The 20,196-nt window shown below is 71.3% G+C and carries 16 protein-coding genes; 10 read left to right on the top strand and 6 right to left on the bottom strand.

All coding sequences use genetic code 11. From position 1 onward, the window contains the following. Positions 1–5 precede the first annotated feature (5 nt). Together IEY33_RS04375 and IEY33_RS04380 are read right to left on the bottom strand one after the other, a co-directional pair. Positions 6–1,526 (bottom strand): sugar ABC transporter ATP-binding protein, encoded by a 1,521-nt coding sequence (locus IEY33_RS04375; RefSeq protein WP_188961059.1) that lies wholly within the window; start codon positions 1,524–1,526, stop codon positions 6–8. Between the two features lie 103 nt (positions 1,527–1,629). After that, a complete protein-coding gene (locus tag IEY33_RS04380) occupies positions 1,630–1,959 on the bottom strand; it encodes an L-rhamnose mutarotase (RefSeq protein WP_188961060.1) in 330 nt (109 codons plus the stop codon). A gap of 130 nt (positions 1,960–2,089) precedes the next feature. On the opposite strand from IEY33_RS04380, the gene IEY33_RS04385 reads away from it, so the two are divergent. The 7 genes from IEY33_RS04385 to IEY33_RS04415 are packed head-to-tail and all read left to right on the top strand — an operon-like array spanning position 2,090 to position 10,482. Next, on the top strand, positions 2,090–2,866 hold the full coding sequence (locus IEY33_RS04385) for a DeoR/GlpR family DNA-binding transcription regulator (RefSeq protein ID WP_188961061.1): 777 nt from the start codon (positions 2,090–2,092) through the stop codon (positions 2,864–2,866). An 11-nt stretch (positions 2,867–2,877) separates the two neighbouring features. Beyond that, positions 2,878–4,089, top strand: a complete 1,212-nt coding sequence (gene rhaI, locus IEY33_RS04390; RefSeq protein WP_188961062.1) for an L-rhamnose isomerase — start codon at positions 2,878–2,880, stop codon at positions 4,087–4,089. Positions 4,090–4,139: 50 nt separating this feature from the next. Beyond that, positions 4,140–6,221 carry a bifunctional aldolase/short-chain dehydrogenase gene (locus IEY33_RS04395; protein ID WP_188961063.1) on the top strand — a complete coding sequence of 694 codons (2,082 nt, stop codon included), beginning with the start codon at positions 4,140–4,142 and terminating at the stop codon, positions 6,219–6,221. Then, positions 6,211–7,686, top strand: coding sequence for a rhamnulokinase (locus IEY33_RS04400; protein WP_188961064.1), 1,476 nt, complete (start codon positions 6,211–6,213; stop codon positions 7,684–7,686). The genes IEY33_RS04395 and IEY33_RS04400 overlap by 11 nt, the downstream gene beginning before the upstream one ends. Then, a complete protein-coding gene (locus IEY33_RS04405) occupies positions 7,683–8,426 on the top strand; it encodes a (Fe-S)-binding protein (protein WP_188961065.1) in 744 nt (247 codons plus the stop codon). The genes IEY33_RS04400 and IEY33_RS04405 overlap by 4 nt, the downstream gene beginning before the upstream one ends. Next, a complete protein-coding gene (locus IEY33_RS04410) occupies positions 8,423–9,856 on the top strand; it encodes a lactate utilization protein B (RefSeq protein ID WP_229670763.1) in 1,434 nt (477 codons plus the stop codon). Before IEY33_RS04405 ends, IEY33_RS04410 begins: the two co-directional genes overlap by 4 nt. Continuing rightward, positions 9,853–10,482, top strand: coding sequence for a LutC/YkgG family protein (locus IEY33_RS04415; RefSeq protein WP_188961067.1), 630 nt, complete (start codon positions 9,853–9,855; stop codon positions 10,480–10,482). The genes IEY33_RS04410 and IEY33_RS04415 overlap by 4 nt, the downstream gene beginning before the upstream one ends. A gap of 12 nt (positions 10,483–10,494) precedes the next feature. Here IEY33_RS04415 and IEY33_RS04420 read toward each other — a convergent pair whose 3' ends face one another. Continuing rightward, positions 10,495–12,282: an ABC transporter substrate-binding protein gene (locus IEY33_RS04420; RefSeq protein ID WP_229670764.1), complete on the bottom strand. Its 1,788-nt coding sequence runs from the start codon at positions 12,280–12,282 to the stop codon at positions 10,495–10,497. A gap of 125 nt (positions 12,283–12,407) precedes the next feature. Here IEY33_RS04420 and IEY33_RS04425 point away from each other — a divergent pair, with 125 nt between their 5' ends. Then, positions 12,408–13,655: an MDR family MFS transporter gene (locus tag IEY33_RS04425; protein WP_188961068.1), complete on the top strand. Its 1,248-nt coding sequence runs from the start codon at positions 12,408–12,410 to the stop codon at positions 13,653–13,655. 66 nt (positions 13,656–13,721) lie between these two features. Here the strand turns inward: IEY33_RS04425 and IEY33_RS04430 are convergent, their stop codons facing one another. Continuing rightward, entirely contained in the window at positions 13,722–14,057 is a 336-nt protein-coding gene (locus IEY33_RS04430) for an HU family DNA-binding protein (RefSeq protein WP_188961069.1), read from the bottom strand. Positions 14,058–14,147: 90 nt separating this feature from the next. On the opposite strand from IEY33_RS04430, the gene nucS reads away from it, so the two are divergent. Beyond that, positions 14,148–14,909, top strand: a complete 762-nt coding sequence (gene nucS / locus IEY33_RS04435; protein WP_188961070.1) for an endonuclease NucS — start codon at positions 14,148–14,150, stop codon at positions 14,907–14,909. A gap of 59 nt (positions 14,910–14,968) precedes the next feature. Further along, a complete protein-coding gene (locus tag IEY33_RS04440; RefSeq protein WP_188961071.1) occupies positions 14,969–17,818 on the top strand; it encodes an ankyrin repeat domain-containing protein in 2,850 nt (949 codons plus the stop codon). Positions 17,819–17,857: 39 nt separating this feature from the next. On the opposite strand, the gene IEY33_RS19195 is transcribed toward IEY33_RS04440, so the two are convergent. Then, entirely contained in the window at positions 17,858–19,513 is a 1,656-nt protein-coding gene (locus IEY33_RS19195; RefSeq protein ID WP_229670765.1) for an alginate O-acetyltransferase AlgX-related protein, read from the bottom strand. A 52-nt stretch (positions 19,514–19,565) separates the two neighbouring features. After that, on the bottom strand, positions 19,566–20,174 hold the full coding sequence (locus IEY33_RS04450) for an alginate O-acetyltransferase AlgF (RefSeq protein ID WP_188961072.1): 609 nt from the start codon (positions 20,172–20,174) through the stop codon (positions 19,566–19,568). Positions 20,175–20,196 lie beyond the last annotated feature (22 nt).

A 20,196-nucleotide genomic window follows, 5' to 3' on the forward strand; every position in this document is an offset into this window, starting at 1 on the left:
GGTCATCACGCTGCACCATCCACGGTGCCCGCCCGCTGGCCGGTCGCGAGGTACATCACGGCCTCCTCGCTGCCCTGCTCTCGGCTGAGTTCCCCGACCAGAGCGCCCTCCCGCATGACGAGGATCCGGTCGGCCATGCCGAGCACCTCCGGCAGGTCGCTGCTGATCATCAGGACCGCGAGGCCCTGCGCGGCGAGCTGCGCGAGCGTGCGGTGCACCTCGGCCTTCGCGCCCACGTCGATGCCGCGCGTGGGCTCGTCCACGATCAGCACGCTGGGGTTCGTGGCGAGCCACTTGGCGAGCACGACCTTCTGCTGGTTCCCGCCCGACAGGCTGCTGGCCGGGTCGCTCAGGCGGTGCGCCTTGAGCTGCAGCCTGGACGTCCATTCCTGCGCGCTGCGGGCCTCGGCCGTGCGGTTCATCAGCAGACCGCCCGTCAGCCGGTTCAGGATCGCGAGGTTCGCGTTGCGTTCGATGCTCATGTCCATCACGAGGCCCTGCGCGCGGCGGTCTTCCGGCACGAGGCCCAGTCCGGCGCTCATCACGGCGCGCGGGTTCCCGGCGGGCAGGACGTGCCCGTTCACCCGGACCTCGCCATCCACGCGGGGGTCCACGCCGAAGATCGCGCGGGCCACCTCGCTGCGGCCCGCGCCGACCAGTCCGGCCAGCCCGACGATCTCGCCGCGGCGCACCTCGAAGCTGACGTCGCGGAACACGCCCGGCTGCGAGAGGCCGCGCACGCTGAGGGCCACCTCGCCCACCACCGCGTCGCCGCGCGGGTACAGGTCGCCCAGGTCGCGGCCCACCATCTGCCGCACCACGATGTCCGTGTCGTAGTCGGTGACGGGTCCGCTGCTCACCCACGTCCCGTCGCGCATGACGGTGACGCGCTGGCACTCCGCGAAGACCTCCTCCAGCCGGTGCGTGATGAACAGCACCGCCGCGCCCCTGGAGCGCAGGGAACGCACCACCCGGAAGAGCCGCTCGGTCTCCTGCAGCGTCAGGGCGGCCGTGGGCTCGTCCATGATCAGCACGCGGGCGTCCAGCGACAGCGCCTTGGCGATCTCCACGAGTTGCTGGTCCGCGATGCTCAGGCCCCGCACGGGCCGCGCCGGGTCGAGCGGCACGCCCAGCTCCGCGAGCAGGCCCGACACGCGCCCCCGCATGGCCCGCACGTCGATCCGCCCGAACGCGCCGCGCGGCTGGCGACCCATCAGGACGTTCTCCGCGACGCTCAGGTCCGGGAACAGCGTCGGTTCCTGGTAGATGATCGCGATCCCCGCGTCCCGCGCGTCGGCCGGCGAGTGGAAGTGCCGCTCCACGCCGCCCATCGTGAGTGTGCCCGTGTCGCGGCGGTGCACGCCTGCCAGGATCTTCACGAAGGTGCTCTTGCCCGCGCCGTTCTCGCCGAGCAGCGCGTGCGCCTCGCCGGGGAAGAGGTCGATGCTCACGTCCCTGAGCGCCTGCACCGGCCCGAAGGACTTGCCTGCACGGGTGAGGGTCAGCAGGGGCTGGACGCGGTCCATGTCGGCTGTCACTCCGGTGCCGCCAGCCACGGGAACAGAACCCGTGACCGATTGCGCCTGCGCGGCAGCGTCCTCGCGGCGACCCGCTCCGCTCGCAGGGCCGTTACTCAAGATGGAACACCTCCTCCAGCTGGAGAAACCCCTGGTCGGGCGTGCCCTGGAGCGCCACGAAGAACGGGGCCATCTCCGCCTGCCAGCGGGCGTTCACGTCGGTGCGTGCCATGCCGTCACGGGCGGCCTGCAGGCTGGGGGTCTCGAAGTAGCCGATCAGCAGGCCGTCCGGGCGCAGGAACAGCGAGTAGTTGTGCCAGCCGGTGTCCCGCAGGGCGGCGAGCATGTCGGGCCAGACGTGGCGGTGGCGGTCCCGGTAGTCGTCCAGGCGGTCGGGGTGCACCTGGAGCTGAAAGCAGACGCGTTGGTGGGGAGTGGACATGGGCCTCCGGGAGCAGCCTGGGGGGCTGCGGCTGGGTTATGGGTCGGGATTGACTGAATCATTCAACACCATCACACAGAACATTGCAAGACCTTGTCACTTTTTGTTGGAGTCGTGTTAGGATCGGGGCATGTCCAACGAAGTCACGGGCCCGCTGCCAGGAAGGCAGCAGGACATCCTGCGGCGTGCCCTCACCCACAACGTCGTCCGCATCAAGGACCTCGCCGCCGAACTCGGCGTGCACGAGATGACCGTCCGCCGCGACATCGACGCCCTGTGCGAACAGGGCCGACTCCAGCGCGTGCACGGCGGCGCGCAGATGCTCGAACGCACCGCCGAGGAACTCTCCCAGACCCTGCGCGCCGGGCAGAACGTCGAAGCCAAGGAACGCATCGCCCGCGCCGCCCTGGGACTCATCCAGGACGGCGACACCGTCGCGCTGGACGCCAGCACCACCAGCCTCGCCCTCGCCCGGCTGCTCCCCACCCGCAAGGTGCAGGCCATCGCCTGCAGCCTCGACGCCGCGAACGTCCTCGCTGCCGGAGGCGTGCCGTTCCTGATGGTCGGCGGGAACTTCCACGCCCCCGCACGCTCCTTCGTGGGTGCGTTCTTTCTCGACACGCTCGCACGGCTCCACCCGGACCTCGTGTTCTTCAGCGCCAAGGGGTACGCGCCCGGCGCGGGCTTCACCGACCCGCACCTCCCGGAGGTCGGCAGCAAGCAGGCCCTGATCCGGTCGGGCAGCAGCGTCGTCGCCCTGCTCGACCACAGCAAGTTCGGCCGCCGCGCCCTGGCGACCATCGCCACGCACGCCGACGTGAACACCCTCATCACCGACGCCGACCCGGGCGACGACACCCGCGCGCAGCTCGACACCGACGACATCCAGCTCATCCTCGCCCCGTAACGGAGACCCCCATGACACGATTGACTGCCCCCCTCGACGCCGCCCTCTCGCGGCAACGCATCGAGACGCCCAGCTGGGGCTACGGCAACAGCGGCACCCGCTTCAAGACCTTCGCCGCTCCCGGCGCGGCCCGGGACGTGTCCGAAAAGATCGACGACGCCGCCGAGGTGCACCGCCTGACCGGCATCGCGCCCAGCGTCGCCCTGCACATCCCCTGGGACGAGGTGGACGACTACGCGGCCCTGGGACAGTACGCGCGGGAACGCGGGGTGAGCATCGGCGCGATCAACCCGAACGTCTTCCAGGACGATGTCTACCGGCTCGGCAGCGTCACGCACCCCGACGAGGCGGTGCGCGAGCAGGCCGTTTCTCACCTGCTGGACTGCGTGGAGGTCATGCGGCAGACCGGCAGCCGCGACCTGTCGCTGTGGTTCGCGGACGGCACCAACTACGCCGGGCAGGACGACCTGCGCCGCCGCAAGCACGCCATGCGCGCCGCCCTGAAGCGCGTCCACGACGCACTCCCCGACGGGGGCCGCATGCTGGTCGAGTACAAGCTCTTCGAGCCCGCGTTCTACGCGACCGACCTGTTCGACTGGGGCGCCGCGTACGCGCACTGCGTCGCCATCGGCGAGAAGGCGCAGGTGCTCGTCGACCTGGGGCACCACGCGCAGGGCGTGAACATCGAGCAGATCGTCGCGTTCCTGCTCGACGAGGGCCGCCTGGGCGGCTTCCACTTCAACGCCCGGCGCTACGCGGACGACGACCTGATCGTCGGCACGGGCAACCCCTTCGAGCTGTTCTGCATCTACGCCGAACTCGTCGCCGCAGGGCACGCGGACGACCAGATCACGCGCCGCACCGCGCAGAACGTCGCGTACATGATCGACCAGAGCCACAACATCGAACCCAAAGTCGAGGCGATGCTGCAGTCGGTGCTGAACTGCCAGGACGCGTACGCCAAGGCCCTCCTGATCGACCGGGACGCGCTGCGGGCCGCGCAGCAGGCGGGGGACGTGCTCGCCGCGCACCGTGCCCTGACCGACGCGTTCCGGACCGACGTGCGGCCCCTGCTGGCCGAGTGGCGGGACGTGCACGGCCTGCCGAGCGACCCCATCGCCGCGCACCGCGCCAGCGGGTACCAGGCGACGGTCGCCCGCGAGCGCGGCACCGCGCAGGGCGGCGGCGGCTACCCCGTCAGGGAGAAGACCCTCACGCGCTGACCTGCCGACCGTCCGCCCTGCCTCTCCCCCCATCCACAGGAGTCCACATCATGACGACCACGCACCTCAAGACGACCATCCAGAACCGCTGGAACGACGCCGACGCGCCCGAAGGGGACGGCCTCGCCTCGCTGACGTACCGCTCGAACCTGCTGGGCGCCGACCGGACACTCGTGAACATCTACGGCGGCAACACCAGCACCAAGAGCGTGGAGAAAGATCACCTCGGGCGGGACGTGACGGTGCTGTGGGTGAAGGGTTCCGGCAGCGACATCGCCAGCATCACCGCCCGCGGCTTCGCGGGCCTGAAGCTCGACGAGGTGCTCCCGCTCTTCGAGCGCCCCGGCATGAGCGACGAGGAGATGACCGCGTACCTCGACCGCACGGCCTTCGAGCCATCGCGCCCCCGGCAGAGCATCGAGACGCTGCTGCACGCCTTCGTGCCCGCCAGGCACGTGGACCACACGCACCCGGACGCGATCATCGCCGTCGCGTGCACGCCGCGCGGCCCGGAGATCATGCGCGAGATCTACGGCGAGCGGGCCGCGTGGGTGGACTACATCCGCCCCGGCTTCACGCTCAGCCAGCAGATCGGCGCGGCCGTGCGCGACAACCCGGGCCTGGAGGCCGTCGTGATGGGCAAGCACGGGCTGGTCACCTGGGGCGACACGTCGAAGGAGAGTTACGAGAAGACCCTGCGGATCATCGGGGAGGCTCAGGCCTACCTGGACGCGCACGCCGACGCTCAGCCCTTCGGTGGAGCGCGGGTGACGGGCGAGACCGAAGGTGCGGACGCGCTGCTCGCCGCCGTGCTGCCGGTGCTGCGCGGCGCCATGAAAGGCGACCGGCCCGTGATCCTGAGCGTGGACACCAGCGCCCCCGTGATGGAGTTCGTGAACTCGAACGCTGCGGCCGGGCTGTCCCAGGTGGGCGCGGCGTGCCCCGATCATCTCGTGCACACCAAACGCGTGCCGCTGTACCTCGACTGGACGCCGCAGCAGGGCCAGGACGCCCTGATCGCGGCGGCAAAGGCGGGTGTAGAGCAGTTCAAGGCCGAGTACGCCGCGTACTTCGAGGAGAACAGGGGAGACGGCGACGTGATGTTCACGCCCGCGCCGCGCGTCGTGCTGATCCCGGGCCTGGGCATGGTGAACAGCGGCCCGGACGCCATGGGCGCCGAGGTCTCGCGGCAGCTGTACACGCGCGCCATTCAGGTCATGAAGTCTGCCAGCAGCCTCGGCGGCTTCGTGAGCCTCTCGGCCGCCGAGAGTTACGCCATCGAGTACTGGCCGCTGGAGCTGTACAAACTCAGCCTCAAGCCCGCCCCGAAGGCCCTGGAGGGGCACGTGGCACTCGTCACGGGCGCGGCGAGCGGCATCGGCCGGGCCATCGCGTCGCGGCTCGCGGCGGACGGCGCGCACATCGTGATCGCCGACCTGAACGCGGACGGCGGGCAGACCGTCGCGGACGATCTCGTGAAGACGAGGGGCTTCCGCCGCGCGACCAGCACCGGCATGAACGTCACCGAGGAGGCCCAGGTCATGGCCGCGTACCGGCACGCCATCCTCACGTACGGCGGCGTGGACATCGCCGTGAACAACGCCGGCATCGCGTCCAGCGCGCCCATCGAGGAGACGAGCCTGGAGATGTGGAACCGCAACCAGAGCATCCTCTCGACCGGGTACTTCCTGGTGGCGCGCGAGGCCTTCAAACTCATGAAATCGCAGGGCACCGGCGGGAACCTCGTGTTCATCGGCAGCAAGAACAGCGTCGCCGCGGGCAAGAACGCCGCCGCGTACAGCACCGCGAAGGCCGCCGAACTGCACCTCGCCCGCTGCCTCGCGGAGGAGGGGGGCGCTTCGGGCATCCGCGTGAACAGCGTGCTGCCGGACGGCATCCTGGCGGGCAGCAGCATCTGGGACGGCAAGTGGCGGGCCGAGCGGGCCGCGACCTACGGCATCGAGCCGGACAAACTGGAGGAGTTCTACCGCAACCGCACGACCCTGAAGGTCAACGTGCTGCCCGAGGACATCGCCGAGGCGACGTACTGGCTGGCGTCCCCGGCGGCCGCGAAGACGACGGGCGGCGTGATCACCGTGGACGGCGGCGTCCCCACCGCGTATGTCCGCTGAGGTGAGCGGCGCATCCACCCGGCACGTCGCCATCGACCTGGGCGCGTCGAGCGGCCGGGTGGCACTGGGCACCGTGCACGGCGGGCAGCTGGAGGTGGAGGTGCTGCACCGCTTCCCGAACGGTGGCGTGCCCGTGAACGGTGGCCTGCAGTGGGACATCCTGGGCCTGTGGCGCGAGGTGCTGCACGGCCTGACGCTGGCCGGGCGGCGCGGCGAGATCGCCAGCGTCGGCGTGAACTCCTGGGCGGTCGATTACGGCCTGCTCGACACGCACGGCGAGCTGCTGAGCGGCGTGCACCACTACCGCTCGCCGCGCCTGGACGGCGTGATGGAGCGTGTCCGCGCAAAGCTGGGCAACGACGCCATCTACCGTGCGACGGGCATCCAGTTCCTGCCGTTCAACACGCTGTACCAGCTGGCCGCCGAGAGACCGGAACGGCTGGCGGAGGCGCAGGTGCTGCTGATGGTGCCGGACCTGCTGCACTTCTGGCTGTGCGGCGCCAAGGTCACCGAACGCACGAACGCCAGCACCACGCAGCTGTACGACCCGCGCACGGGCGACTGGGCGTGGGCACTGGTGGACGCCGCCGGGATCCCCCGCGCGCTGCTGCCGCGCATCGTGGAGCCCGGCACGGACCTGGGCGCGCTGCGGCCCGAGGTGGCGGCCGAGACGGGCCTGACCGGCACGCACGTCATCGCCCCCGCCACGCACGACACCGCGTCCGCCGTGGCCGCCGTGCCCGCGGGCGAGAATCCCGGCTGGGCGTACGTGTCGAGCGGCACGTGGAGCCTCGTGGGGGTGGAATCACCGCGCCCTGTGCTGGGGGGCGCGGCACGCACCATGAACCTCACGAACGAGGCGGGCATCGGCGGCACCACCCGGCTGCTGAAGAACGTGATGGGCCTGTGGATCGTGCAGGAATGCCGCCGCGCGTGGAACGCCGAGTTCGGGGCACTCTACGCGGACGCGGCTGCCCTCCCGGCTGGCGGCTCCGTGTTCGACCCGGACGACGCGCGCTTCCTCGCGCCCGGCACGGACATGCCGGGGCGCGTGCAGGCCGCGTGCCGCGACACCGGCCAGCCCGTGCCCCAGTCACCGCCCGAGATCGTGCGCTGCGTCCTCGACAGCCTCGCGCGCCGCATCGCGGACGTGCTGGACGGCCTGGAGGCGGTGACGGGCACGCCCGTCGACACGCTGTACGTGGTGGGCGGCGGCTCGCAGGGCGACCTGCTCAACCAGCTGACAGCGGACGCGACCGGCCGCCCGGTGGTCGCCGGGCCGGTCGAGGCGACGCTGATCGGCAACCTGCTCGTGCAGGCGCAGGCGGGCGGACACCTGGGCGGCATGCGCCTGCGGGACGTGGTGCGGGCCAGCAGCGACCTCCAGACCTTCACGCCATCCTCAGGCCAGGCCCGTGCGCCGCGCGCCGGAACGCGGCAGACTGGGCGTGGGGTGACGCCTTGAAAATCGACCTGTTCATCACCTGCCTGAACGACGCCCTGTTCCCGAAGACCGGGCAGGCGACGGTATCGCTCCTCGAACGCCTGGGCCACGAGGTGCGCTTCAACGCCGCGCAGACGTGCTGCGGGCAGATGCACCTGAACACCGGCTACCGCGCGGACGCCCTGAGCCTGGTGCGCAAGTTCGTGAACGACTTCCGGGACGCCGAGGTGATCGTCCTGCCGAGCGGCTCGTGCGCCGCCATGCTGCGCGAACTCGCGCCCGACGCCGCCCACTGGGAGGGCGACGAGGCCCTGCGGAGTGAGGTGCTGGAGCTCTCCGGCCGCATCTACGAGCTGAGCGAGTTCCTCGTGAAGAAGCTGGGCGTCGAGGACGTCGGCGCGGCGTACCCGCACCGCGTCACGTATCACCCGACGTGCCACGCCATGCGCTCGCTGCACGTCGGGGACGCGCCCCTGAGACTGCTGCGGAACGTACGCGGCCTGACGCTGCTCCCCCTCCCGCATGCGGACGAGTGCTGCGGGTTCGGCGGCACCTTCAGCGTCAAGAACCCCGACGTGAGCACCGCCATGCTGGCCGACAAGGCCCGCCACATCCTGGAGACCGGCGCGGAGGCCTGCACCGCCGGGGACAACTCCTGCCTGATGCACATCGGCGGGGGGCTCCACCGGTTAAGAAGTGGGGCCAGGACCGTGCACCTCGCGGAGATCCTCGCGAGCACCCCTGGGCAGGTGTGGGCGTGAGCGGCCTGCACCCCGCCCGGCCCTTCCCCGAGGCCGCGAAGTCGGAGGTCAACAACCCGCAGCTCCGGGCGAACCTCCGCAAGGTCACGAATACCATCCGCGAGAAGCGTCTGCGGGCGGTGGGGGAACTGCCGCACTGGGAGGAGTTGCGTGTGCTGGGCGCGGCCACCAAGGACGCCTCGCTGGCGCACCTGAGCGACCGGCTGCTGGAACTGGAGGCGAGCGTCAAAGCGCGCGGCGGGCACGTGCACTGGGCGCGCGACGCGGCCGAGGCGCGCGAGCTCGTGGCGCAGATCGCGCAGGGGCACGGGGTCACGGAGCTCATCAAGGTCAAGAGCATCACGTCCGACGAGATCGAGCTGAACAGGGCGCTGGACGCGCACGGCATCCACGCCATCGAGACGGACCTCGCGGAACTGATCGTGCAGCTGTCGCACGACACGCCGAGCCACATCCTGGTGCCCGCCATCCACCGCAACCGCGCCGAGATCCAGGCGCTGTTCAACCGTGAACTCGGCGACCCGGAGCACCTGTCGGACGACCCCGCCGTGCTGGCCGGGGCGGCGCGGCGCTACCTGCGGCAGAAGTTCCTGACCACGAAGATGGCGGTGTCCGGCGCGAACTTCGCCATCGCCGACACGGGAACCGTGTGCGTGGTGGAATCCGAGGGCAACGGCCGCATGTGCGTGACGCTGCCGGAAGTGCTCGTCAGCATCATGGGCATCGAGAAGGTGCTGGGGACGTGGGAGGACATCTCCGTGTTCATGGAGCTGCTCCCGCGCAGCAGCACGGCGGAGCGCATGAACCCGTACACGTCGTTCTGGAGTGGCGTGACGCCGGGCGACGGCCCTCAGGAATTCCACCTGATCCTGCTCGACAACGGCCGCACCGACGTCCTGGCCGACGAGGTCGGGCGGCAGACGCTGCGCTGCATCCGCTGCTCGGCGTGCCTGAACGTCTGCCCCGTGTACGAGCGGGCGGGCGGCCACGCGTACGGCAGCGTCTACCCCGGCCCGATCGGCGCGATCCTCACGCCGCAGTTGCTGCACATGGACGACAAAAATGCCAACACCCTGCCCGGCGCGTCCAGCCTGTGCGGGGCGTGCTTCGACGCGTGCCCGGTGCGCATCAACATCCCGCAGGTGCTCATCTACCTGCGCGGCGAGGCGAATGGGCACAAGGGCACGACGCTGGAATCCGTGGCGATGGGCGCGGCGCGCTACGCCATGAGCGAGGGCTGGCGCTTCGAGGGCGCCGTGAAGCTCGCCCGGGCCGGGCAGGGGCCGCTCGTGCACGGCGGGCAGATCACGGCCCTGCCGGGCCTGCTGGGCGGGTGGACGCAGAGCCGCGACCTCGCCCCGTTCCCGCCGCAGAGCTTCCGGGAGTGGTGGCGGGAGCGGGAAGCGGAAGGCGCAGGAGGGGAACCGTGAGCAATGCCGAGGCCAGACTGGAGATCCTGACGCGCATCAACCGTGCCGTCCGGGACAGGGACGTGCCGGAACGCCCCGCTTACCCGCGCGCCGAAGGGCAGTCCCGCGCGGACGTGCTGCACACCTTCGAGGACCGCATTCTGGACTACCGCGCTGGCTTCGTGCGCGTGTCGCCGGACGGCGTACGGGAAGCGGTGCGGGCCGCCCTGGGAGACGCGCGCCGCGTGGTCGTCCCGGACGGCCTGGACCCGGCCTGGCTCCCGGACGGCCTGGATGTGCGGCGTGACACCCCACCCCTCACGCACGCGCAGCTGGACGGCGTGGACTCGGTCGTGACGTCGTGCGCGGTCGCCGTGGCGCGCACCGGCACCATCATCCTCGACCACGGCCCTGGCCAGGGCCGCCGCGCGCTGACGCTCGTACCGGACCTGCACGTCTGCGTCATCCATGCCCACCAGATCGTGCCGGACGTGCTGGACGGCGTGCATGCCGTCGCCGGAGCCGTCCGCGCCGGGCGGCCGCTCACGTGGCTGAGTGGCGGCAGCGCCACCAGCGACATCGAACTCGTGCGCGTCGAGGGCGTCCACGGTCCCCGGACCCTGCGCGTCATCGTGGTGGACGGCTGAACAGCCCCCGTATCACGCACCGTCGACGCCGGGCCGGTCGATCCACAGGCGTTTGAGGTCCAGGCGGCCGTACGCGTCGGGGTGCACGTCCCGGATCAGGGGATGCAGCTGACGGCGTTTCACGCGGTGGTACGTCAGGGTCAGCCAGTCGTCCCGCAGCAGCAGGTGCTCCACCGCATCCAGGATGTTCTCGCGTTCCCGGTGCGTGCGCGCGGTGCGGTAGGTGTCCAGGTGCGCGTCCACGTCCCGCAGCAGTGCGGGCGGCAGCAGTTGCCGGAACAGCAGTTGCGGGTGCTGGAGGGCCGAGAGGAACGCGAGGTGCTCGTGCACGCCCGCCACCTCGCCCAGCATGACCATGTCGCCGTCCGTGGGCAGCGGGGACAGGTCGAGGTCGAAGGGGCGCACCTCGACGTGCAGGCCGTGGCGGCGGCAGCGTCCGGCGAGCCACGCGGCTTCCGCCTGCGGTTCCGGCCAGCTGAGCGCGTACAGCACGAGCGGCGCGGCACGGGTGTCCCGCAGGAGGGCGGCCGCGTGCGCCTCCCGGCGTTCCGGGACGCCGCGCGCAGCTGATCGGCGCGGATAGAAGGATGACGCGGGCACGAGCGGGTCCGTGCGGCCCACGTCCCGCCAGTACGCGTGCACGTCGTACAGTTCGTGCACGGCGCGTCTCAGGTGCGGGTCGTGCGTGGCCGGGCGGTGCGCGTTCCAGATCAGGAACTGCACGCCCACCTCCGCCTGCCAGTGCGGCTGCGCCGCAGCGCCCTCCCCCTGCACCTGCACGCTGGTCGGCCCGCCGTGCTGGCGGTCCGGGACGTTCCAGTACTCCACCTCGTCGATCAGGGGGCGGCCCGCGAAGTGCGCGTCGAAGGCCGTGAGCCGCAGTCCCGCCGGAAGGCGCGTGAACCGGAACGCGCCCGTGCCGGTCAGCCGGTCCGGGTGGAACGGCAGGTCGCGCGGCAGGACCAGGGCGGGCGTGTCGCACAGCCGCCACGGCAGGAACGCGTCCCTGCGCGACAGGTGAAGCCTCACCGCGTGCGGCCCGTGCACGCTCACCCGTTCGAGGTCCGGCAGCAGCCACGCCGCGCCGTGCCGCGTCCGGTCGAGCGTGAACTTCACGTCGTGCGCGTCGAGCGTCCGGCCGTGATGGAACTGCACGCCCTTGCGCAGCCAGAAGGTCCACGTCAGGCCGTCCGGCGCCGTGTCCCAGTGGTGCGCGAGGTGCGGCAAGAGTTCGCCGGTCGTGCCGTCCAGCGTCACGAGGGGGTCCATCACCTGCTGCAGCAGGTGCGCCTCGAAGGTGTTCGACGCGAGCAGCGGGTCGAGGCTCCCGAGGTCGCGCGTGACGGCCATGCGCAGCACGTCCAGGCCCGGCGCGGGTTCCGTCAGCCCGAACAGGGCCTGCACCTGCCGCGTGAACACCCAGGCGCGCGGGAAGGGGAGACGCAGGACGCGCGCCACGCCGTCCAGGTTCCGTGCCGCGATCAGGCGCGTCAGGGCCGCCGTCAGGGCCTCCCGCAGCGGCACGGCGAACGTCACGCGGGAGGTGATGCCGCGCCCCCGCCCCGGCAGGTACGCGAGCGTCCCGCCGGCGTGCGCCTGCTGCAGGGTCCGGCGGGCCGTGCGGTCACTGCAGGCCCAGACGGTCCGCACCTCCTGCAGCGTCACCGGGTACGTGTCCCGCTCGCCGTCCCGCGCGAACAGCCACGCCCGCAGCGCCAGGACCGGTTCGTCCGGCCAGGGCTCCACCACGGGCACGGACTGGACGGGCGGGGGCTGAGTGGGCTGGCGCTGCGGCGTCACGGTCCCCCGATTCTGCCACTCGGCGTCCCTCCCGCACGCCGCACCTGCCGACCGGTGGAAAAGGGGTCAGCGGTGACCCACCCTGACACTTTTTCCCTGCGTCGCAGCCCTTCAGACTGACGCGCATGTGGTCCTCCCTGCACCCGAACGTCCGCACGCGCATCACGACCTCATTCCTGTCGCGCCTGGTGGGCGGCGCGGTCTTCCCGTTCATGGCGGTGTACTTCACGGCGCACCTCGGCGCGGGCCGCGCGGCCGTGCTGCTGGCGCTGCTCGTCCTCGCGCAGTTTCTGGCGGGCCTGTACGGCGGCGGGCTGGCGGACGCGTGGGGGAGACGCCGGACCCTGCTGCTCGGCGAGGCGCTGAAGTTCGTGGCGTTCGCCGGGATGCTCACCGCGAACGCGTGGACCCCGCACCCCTGGGCGACCTTCGCGGCGGTCCTGGCCGTGAACGTCGCGTCGGGCCTGCTGAACCCGGCGGCCGAGGCGATGCTGGTGGACGTCAGCACCCCGCAGACGCGCACCTTCATGTACGCCGTGAACTACTGGGCCGTGAACGCCAGTCTGCTCGTCGGGTCACTGCTCGGCGGCTGGCTGTACCGCGACCACTTCCCGCTGCTGCTGGCCCTGATGTGCGGCATGTCCGCCGTCACGTGGTGGCTGTCGTGGGCCCGGATGACCGAGACGCGCGGCGCGGCCGTCACGTCCCGGGCCGCGCCGGGTCTCCTGGCGCTCGGCCGCAGTTACCGGGCGGTGCTGCGCGACCCGGCCTTCCTGCTGTTCACGCTGGGCGGCGTCGCCGTGCTCGGCATCGAGTTCTCCCGCGCGAACTGGGTGGCCGTGCACCTCGCGCAGACCTTCACGCCCACTCCGCTGTTCGGCCTGCCGCTCGACGGCCTCCGGGTCGCGGGCGTCCTCACGGCCGTCAACACGCTGCTGATCGTGGCGTTCACGGCGCCCGTCACGGCCTGGATTGCCGCGCGCGCGCCGCGCCCCACCATGCAGGCGGGCTTCGTGCTGTTTGCGGCAGGCTTCGCGGTCCTCGCGTGCCGCACGGAACTGTGGGTGCTGCTGCTCGGCAGCGTGGTCCTGACGGTCGGTGAACTGCTGTACGTGCCGACCCGGCAGGCACTCCTCGCGGACCTCGTCCCGGAAGACCGGCGCGGCGCGTACCTCGCGGTGAACGGTCAGGTGTTCACGCTCGCCAAATGGGTGGCGACGCTCGGCCTGCCGCTCGGCGCGGTGTGGGGCGCGTCCGGGATGGCTGCCCTGACCTTCGCGCTCGGCCTGCTCGGCGTGCTGTTCAGCCGCCTCGCCCTGCGCGGACCGGCCGGCCTCATAGGCGAGCGCGGCCCGGTGACCGGCCCCGCCTGACCCGCCATGAACGAGCAGAGCGGGCCGCCCCCACCTGGGAGCAGCCCGCTTCCGGCAGTCCTGGTCTTACAGGCCGGCTTTGAGGGTCGTGGCGACCTTGAAGGCGACCTTCTTGCCGGCGGGAATCTGGACCTTCTCGCTCGTGCCGGGCTTCACGCCGGTACGGGCGGCGGTCGCCTTGACGCTGAGCGTGCCCAGGCCGGGCAGGCCGACCGTCTGGCCAGACTTCAGGCTGGTGGCGATGATGTCCAGCACGGCGTCGATGGCCTCGGCGGCTTCCTTCTTGCTCAGGGCCGTCTGGCCCGCGACGAGGTCGACGAGGGCGGTCTTGCCGAGCTTCTCGACTTCGGTGGGCGCGGCGACGGGGGCGGCAACGGCTTTCTTCTTGGAGCTTTTCGTCATGCGAGACAGTGTGCATGAAGAGCCGCAGTTCGGCAAGGGGGGCGTGCGCGGCACGCGGGGTGCGGTCGGGCGACCGCGTACACTGGGCCGGTGCTGCTCGACCAACTGCTGAACCCCGACCCCGCTGCCCTCGCGGCCTTCCTGAACCTGCATCTGCAGGGCCGCACCGGCCTGCTGCAGGTGGCGTGCGAGGCGGAAATCACGTACCACGGCCGGGCCATGAGCCTCGCCCAGGCGGGCGAGTACCTGCTGCTCGTGAAACCCGACGGCAGCGTGCAGGTCCACGGCCCCAGGGGCGTGAAGCCCGTCAACTGGCAGCCGGGCACGGACAGCCTGCACGCGGCCGTGGAGGACGGCGTGTGCGTCCTCACGGCCAGGCGGTCCCGGCCGGACGAGGTGCTGCGCGTGCTGTTCGTCGCGCCGGGCGTCGCGCAGGCGCTCGGCGTGCGGGCCGAGGGCGAATTCCTGCTGGACGGCACGGAGGCGCAGCTGCAGGAGGTGCTGGCCCGCGCGCCACACCTGATCGAGGAGGGCCTCACGGTGCTGGACCGTGAACTGCTCGTCGGGGTGGGCGGCATCGACCTGTACGCGCGCGACGCGGCAGGCCGGTACGTGATCGTGGAACTCAAGCGCGGCAGGGCGGGCCAGGAGGCCGTCCATCAGCTCGGCCGCTACGTGGACGCCGTCCGCACGCAGCTGGGCGGGCAGGTGGCCGTGCGCGGCATCCTGGCGGCCCCGGCGGTCACGGCGCCCGCCCGGACGCGCCTGCACGGGGCGGGCCTGGAGTTCGTGGAGGTCCGGCACCTGCACCTCCCGCAGGACGAACCGCTGCAGGCGGCCCTGTTCGCCTGAACGGACCGGCGTGCCGACTCTCCCGGCCTCGGTGGGCTGAGTCGTGAGAGACTTCGGTCATGAGGGTGATGACGTACCGCGACCTGCAGACCGACCGTGTGAAACGACAGTTCAACAAGGTCAGGGAAGCCATCGAGCGCGACGACTTCCGGACGCCGGACGTCAAGAAACTCGCTCAGGGCATGTACTACCGCGCCAAGCTGGACGACACCAACCGGCTGCTGCTCGCCTTCGTGCGGCATCACGACGAGACGGTGTGCCTGGCGCTGGAGGTCATTCACCAGCACGCCTACCAGAAATCCCGGTTCCTGCGGGGGGCGGCCATCGACGAGAGCAAACTGCCGGACTTCACGGTGCAGGCCGCCGAACGCACCGCCGAGCCGGTCCGGTACCTGCACCCGTCCCGCAACGAATTCCACCTGCTCGACCGTGTCCTGTCTTTCGACGACACGCAGGACGAGGTGTACCGCGCGGCGCTGCCGGTCATCCTGGTCGGGTCGGCCGGGAGCGGCAAGACGGCGTTGACGCTGCAGAAACTCCGTGACCTGCCGGGGCAGGTGCTGTACGTGACGCTCTCGCCGTACCTCGCGCAGAGTGCCGCGGACCTGTACGCCGCGCACGGGTTCGAGAACGAAGCGCAGGACGTGCAGTTCCTGGCGTTCCACGAGTACCTCGAGACGATCCGGGCCGTGCCGGGGCGGCCCGTCACCTTCGAGGACTTCCGCGTGTGGTTCCACCGGCAGACCGACGCGCGCTTCACGGACGCGCACCAGCTGTTCGAGGAGTTCCGTGGCGTGCTGAGCAGCCGCCCGGACGGCGCGCTGGACGAGCAGGCGTACCTCGCGCTGGGTGTACGGCAGTCCATCTATGACCAGTCGGCACGCGCGCAGGTTCACGCGCTGTTCGTGCGGTACCTCGGCTGGATGCGCGAGCGGAACCTGTACGACCCGAGCCTGATCGCGGCGGACCTGCTCCCGCACGTCCAGCCGACCTACGACGCCGTGGTGGTGGACGAGGTGCAGGACCTGACGGCCGCGCAGCTCGCCCTCATCCTGAAGTCCCTGACCACGCCGGGGCAGTTCCTGCTGTGCGGTGACAGCAACCAGATCGTTCACCCGAACTTCTTCTCGTGGTCGGCCGTGAAGTCGCTGCTGTGGCAGGACCCGGCCCTCGCGGACCGGCAGCCGATCAGCCTGCTGCGCGCGAACTTCCGGAACGCTTCGACGGTCACGCGCGTCGCGAACGACCTGCTGAAAGTCAAGCACGCCCGGTTCGGCAGCATCGACCGTGAGAGCACCTTCCTGGTGCAGGCGGTTGCGGACGAGGAGGGCAGCGTCACCTTCCTCCCGGACACGGCGGCCGTCCGGTCGCATCTGGACGCGCAGACGCGCGGCAGTGCCGAGTACGCCGTGCTGGTCCTGCGGGACGAGGACAAGGCCGAAGCCAGACGGCATTTCGGTACGCCGCTCGTGTTCAGCATCCACGAGGCCAAGGGCCTGGAGTACCGGAACATCATCCTGCACAACTTCATCAGCGGGCAGCGCGGCAGTTACGCGCAGATCGCCGAAGGGGTGACGCGCGGCGACCTGCAGACCGAGGAGTTACGGTACAGCCGCGCGCGCGACAAGAGCGACAAGAGCCTCGAACTCTACAAGTTCTACGTGAATGCCCTGTACGTCGCCGTGACCCGCGCCGTGTCGCGCGTCATCCTCATCGAATCCGACACGCGGCACCCGCTGCTCGACCTGCTCGACATCAGGATCGGCGACCAGGCCGAGCAGCTCAAGGTGAAACAGGCGAGCCGAGACGACTGGGAACGCGAGGCGCGCAAGCTCGAACTGCAGGGCAAGGCCGAACAGGCGAGCGACATCCGGCAGCGCGTCCTGCAGCAGAAGCCCGTCCCGTGGGACGTCTGGACGCCCGACACCCTGCGGCACATGGAGGAGGACGTCACCGCGCACCCCGCCGACCCGAAACGCGCGCGTGGCCTGCTGGACTACGCCCTCCTCAACCGTCAGGACCGCCTCCTGGCGACGCTGCGCGACCTGAAGCTCAAACCGGCCGCGTCGTTCCTGCGCAACAACGACAAGGACCGCCGCATTCAGCGTCAGGCGGTGCTCGACAAGTACCGCAGGCCCTTCGAGGCCACGAACCTCAAGGCGGTCCTGAACGACTGCGACCGGTACGGTGTGGACCACCGGACGCCGGCCAACCTCACGCCCCTCATGCTGGCCGCGGAGGTCGGCAACCTGCCTCTCCTGGACGCCCTGCTGGCGCGCGGGGCGGACGTGAACCAGACGGACCTGTTCGGCCGCACCCCCTACCAGCTCGCACTGAACCGGGCCCTCGAGGACGCCGCGTACGCCGAGCGTCTCCTCGGGCCGGTCGACGGGCGCGTGCGACCGGCCGCGCTCGACGTGCTCGTCTCGGGAAAACTCGTGCGGCTCTCGCCGGAGCAGGCGGAGTTCCACCTGCTGAACGTCATGCTCGCCAGCCTCCCCACCTTCCAGTCGGCCCTCACGGACCCCGCCCCGAGCGCGGCGGAACTCGCGCGCCGTCAGGACGGGTACTCCGTGGACTTCCTCCGCCGCAACGTCGACGTGTTCCCGGAACGCGTCCTGCGGGAAGCGCGGCGCAGGCGCACGTACTTCAATCACCTGCTGGCCCGCGCGGAGGTGGACAGCGCGTACGTCCCCGCCCGGCGACTGTGGAAACGCGTCCGGCAGGGTCACTACGTCATCAACCCTGACCTGCAGGTGAAACTGAAGATGACGACCGGCCAGGACAGCACCTGGGTGAACGTCTCCCTGCTGACGGACCCGGTCGTGCGCGCGTGGCTCGCCCCGGACGCCGGGGGCATGCAGGGGGAGGACGGAGACGGGAGGTGGCCGAGCACCCGGGCCGGGTGACGCCCGCAGATGCGTTCCGGGAGTTGGTCGGCGTCCGGTTCAGCGCGTGACGCTGAGCGTGAGCGGCCCGTTCGCGCTCGCCTCCACGCGCGTCACGCGGCCCAGACCGCTCAGGTCCAGCAGGTACTCCTGGCGGTGCGTCATGCGCTCGGAATTGCTGACCTCGAAGGTGCGCGTTCCTCCGGCGGCCGTGACCTTTACCGTCACGGCCTTCACGCCCGCGTCGTTCACGTGCACGCGCGCCACGCCGTCCGTCACGCCCGCCACGTCCAGCGACGCCCGCCCCGTCCCGGACGCCGTACCCGCCACGCTGCCCGCTGAGCGCGCGGCCGCCGTCAGGAAACGCAGGTCGCTCTCGGCCGTATCGTCGCCGCCCAGCAGCGGAATCTGCCAGATCAGCGTCTTCGGGGTGCTGGCCGTGAACGCCGGGTCCAGCAGGTAGTCCTTGAGGCTGGAGTACACGCCCGCCCCGCCGAACGACACGTTGTCGACGCGGGTCCCGAGTTCCTCCTGAAGGAACCCGGCGAAATTCAGGTTCGGCAGGCTGCTGCTCGCACCGACGAGCACCGTGTCGGCCGCCCCGCCCAGCAGGCCCGCCCCTGCTGCCCCGTCGCTCACGAGGTCAGCCGTTCCGTCCGGCCCGCTCAGGGTCAGCGTCCTGAACACTGCCGCCAGAGGACGGCCGTCGCCCGGCGCGAACGGCGTGCGTCCGCCGTTGTGGTCGGCGAACCGGAACTCCAGCGTGTTGCTGCCCGCCTGTGCGTCCAGCGTCCAGCGGCGCGTCACGTTCGCGCCCGGCTGCAGCCCCGACACCGTGTCCAGCGTGCGCCGGCCGAACACCACGTCCACGCGCTGGTCCCGGACGGGATTCTCGAACGCCACGTTCACGGTCACCTGGCCTGCCCTGCGCGCCAGGAACGTGACGCTCGCGACCGGCCCGAAGGCCCAGCGGACGCTGCCCTCACTCCCGCCGAAATTGCCGGGCGCCGCGACCAGACCCTCGTCCGGCCGGGACTGGTAGTCGCCGAAGGTCTCGGGCGGCACGCTCAGACCGCACAGCGCCTGCAGCTGCGCCAGGACCGGCTGCGCCTGCGCCTCGCGCGTCACGGTTCCGGCCCGGACGTTCACGTACGGCGTGCCGCCCGGCGTCCGCCCCGCCTGCCGCAGCGTGTCCGCGACGGCGTGCGCGGCCACCTGCGCGCCCTGTGGCGTCCAGTGGATGTCCTGCCGGAACACGCCCGCGTCCCCCAGCGCGGCGGCGGGCGTGAGCAGGTCGGCCGTGGGGATGCCCGCGGCCCGCAGGTCCCCCACCAGCCCCTGGTAGAAGGCGCGTGCGCCTGCCACGTCGAAGGCCTTCTCGGTGGGGAACGCGGCGTTCAGGTGGCCCGGCACGACGAAGGACCGCGGCGGGACGGGCGCCACCACGAGCTGCACGCCGCGCGCCCTGAGGGCCGCCGCGAGCCGTGCCGCGCCCGGCACGAAGGCGGCGCGCGCCTCCGCCCACGGGCGGGCCGTCCAGCGGCCGGAGAGTTCGTCCCCGTAATAGAACCAGCCGCCCTGCCCCTGGAACATCCAGGCCTTCCGGTCGAGCGTCTGACCGCACGCGGCGGGCACCCCGTCGGCCGGCGTGGACGCGGCGAGCGCGGGAGTGGAGAGGAGGGCGGCAGTCAGGAGGAGTCGGTTCAGGATGGGCATGTCAACCTCGGAAATCAGGGCAGGAAGGGGGGTGTCTGTGTCGTGCGGGCGTTCACTTCAGGGTAGGCTGCACCCACAGGGCCGACCTGTCCTGGCCGTGTCCGAACACGAAGGCGCTGTAGCTCGCCCCGGCGTGCAGGGCCTCGGCGGGGAAGGTCGCGACGGCCTTGCCGTTCCCGAACACGCCGAGCGCGGCACTCACGGCGTTCACGCTCAGGCTCCGCTGCGCGCCAGGTGCCACGTCTCCGAGCAGGGCCGTGCGGCCGTCGGCGGTCGAGAGCGTGGCAGGCGCGTCGCTGAGGTTGTAGAGCGTGAGGCGCGCGCGCGTCAGTCCGGCGGGCGCCTCGGCCTCCAAGGCCGTCAGGTGACCGCCGCGCAGCACCACCGTCTGGTACGCGCCGCCCTGCACGTTCAGCGTCAGGGTGCTGCTCCCGGCGCGCAGGGCGTGCGCGCCCTGCGGCACGACCCGGTACGCGCTCACGGCGGGCGCCTTCGCGGCGGGCGTGAAGGCGCGACCGTCGAGGGTCACGTCGCGGCCCGCGTCGACCGTCACGACGCGGACGAAGGCGGACCCGGCAGGAGGGGCGGGCGCGTACAGGGTCTCCTGCGCGCCCGCGAAACTCAGGCCGGTCAGGAGCAGAAGGGTCAGGGGGGTTCTCATGGGTTCACCTCGGGAAGAACGT

This window comes from Deinococcus aquiradiocola (assembly GCF_014646915.1).
Classification (GTDB): domain Bacteria; phylum Deinococcota; class Deinococci; order Deinococcales; family Deinococcaceae; genus Deinococcus; species Deinococcus aquiradiocola.

What these genes read in the sequence shown, in the direction of transcription:
- IEY33_RS04425 (WP_188961068.1), top strand. Translation starts at nt 12,408, where the DNA reads ATGTGGTCCTCCCTGCACCCGAACGTCCGCACGCGCATCACGACCTCA.
- IEY33_RS04385 (WP_188961061.1), top strand. Translation starts at nt 2,090, where the DNA reads ATGTCCAACGAAGTCACGGGCCCGCTGCCAGGAAGGCAGCAGGACATC.
- IEY33_RS04440 (WP_188961071.1), top strand. Translation starts at nt 14,969, where the DNA reads ATGAGGGTGATGACGTACCGCGACCTGCAGACCGACCGTGTGAAACGA.
- IEY33_RS04380 (WP_188961060.1), bottom strand. Translation starts at nt 1,959, where the DNA reads ATGTCCACTCCCCACCAACGCGTCTGCTTTCAGCTCCAGGTGCACCCC.
- IEY33_RS04450 (WP_188961072.1), bottom strand. Translation starts at nt 20,174, where the DNA reads ATGAGAACCCCCCTGACCCTTCTGCTCCTGACCGGCCTGAGTTTCGCG.
- IEY33_RS04430 (WP_188961069.1), bottom strand. Translation starts at nt 14,057, where the DNA reads ATGACGAAAAGCTCCAAGAAGAAAGCCGTTGCCGCCCCCGTCGCCGCG.
- IEY33_RS04395 (WP_188961063.1), top strand. Translation starts at nt 4,140, where the DNA reads ATGACGACCACGCACCTCAAGACGACCATCCAGAACCGCTGGAACGAC.
- IEY33_RS04400 (WP_188961064.1), top strand. Translation starts at nt 6,211, where the DNA reads ATGTCCGCTGAGGTGAGCGGCGCATCCACCCGGCACGTCGCCATCGAC.
- IEY33_RS04375 (WP_188961059.1), bottom strand. Translation starts at nt 1,526, where the DNA reads ATGGACCGCGTCCAGCCCCTGCTGACCCTCACCCGTGCAGGCAAGTCC.
- rhaI (WP_188961062.1), top strand. Translation starts at nt 2,878, where the DNA reads ATGACACGATTGACTGCCCCCCTCGACGCCGCCCTCTCGCGGCAACGC.
- IEY33_RS19195 (WP_229670765.1), bottom strand. Translation starts at nt 19,513, where the DNA reads ATGCCCATCCTGAACCGACTCCTCCTGACTGCCGCCCTCCTCTCCACT.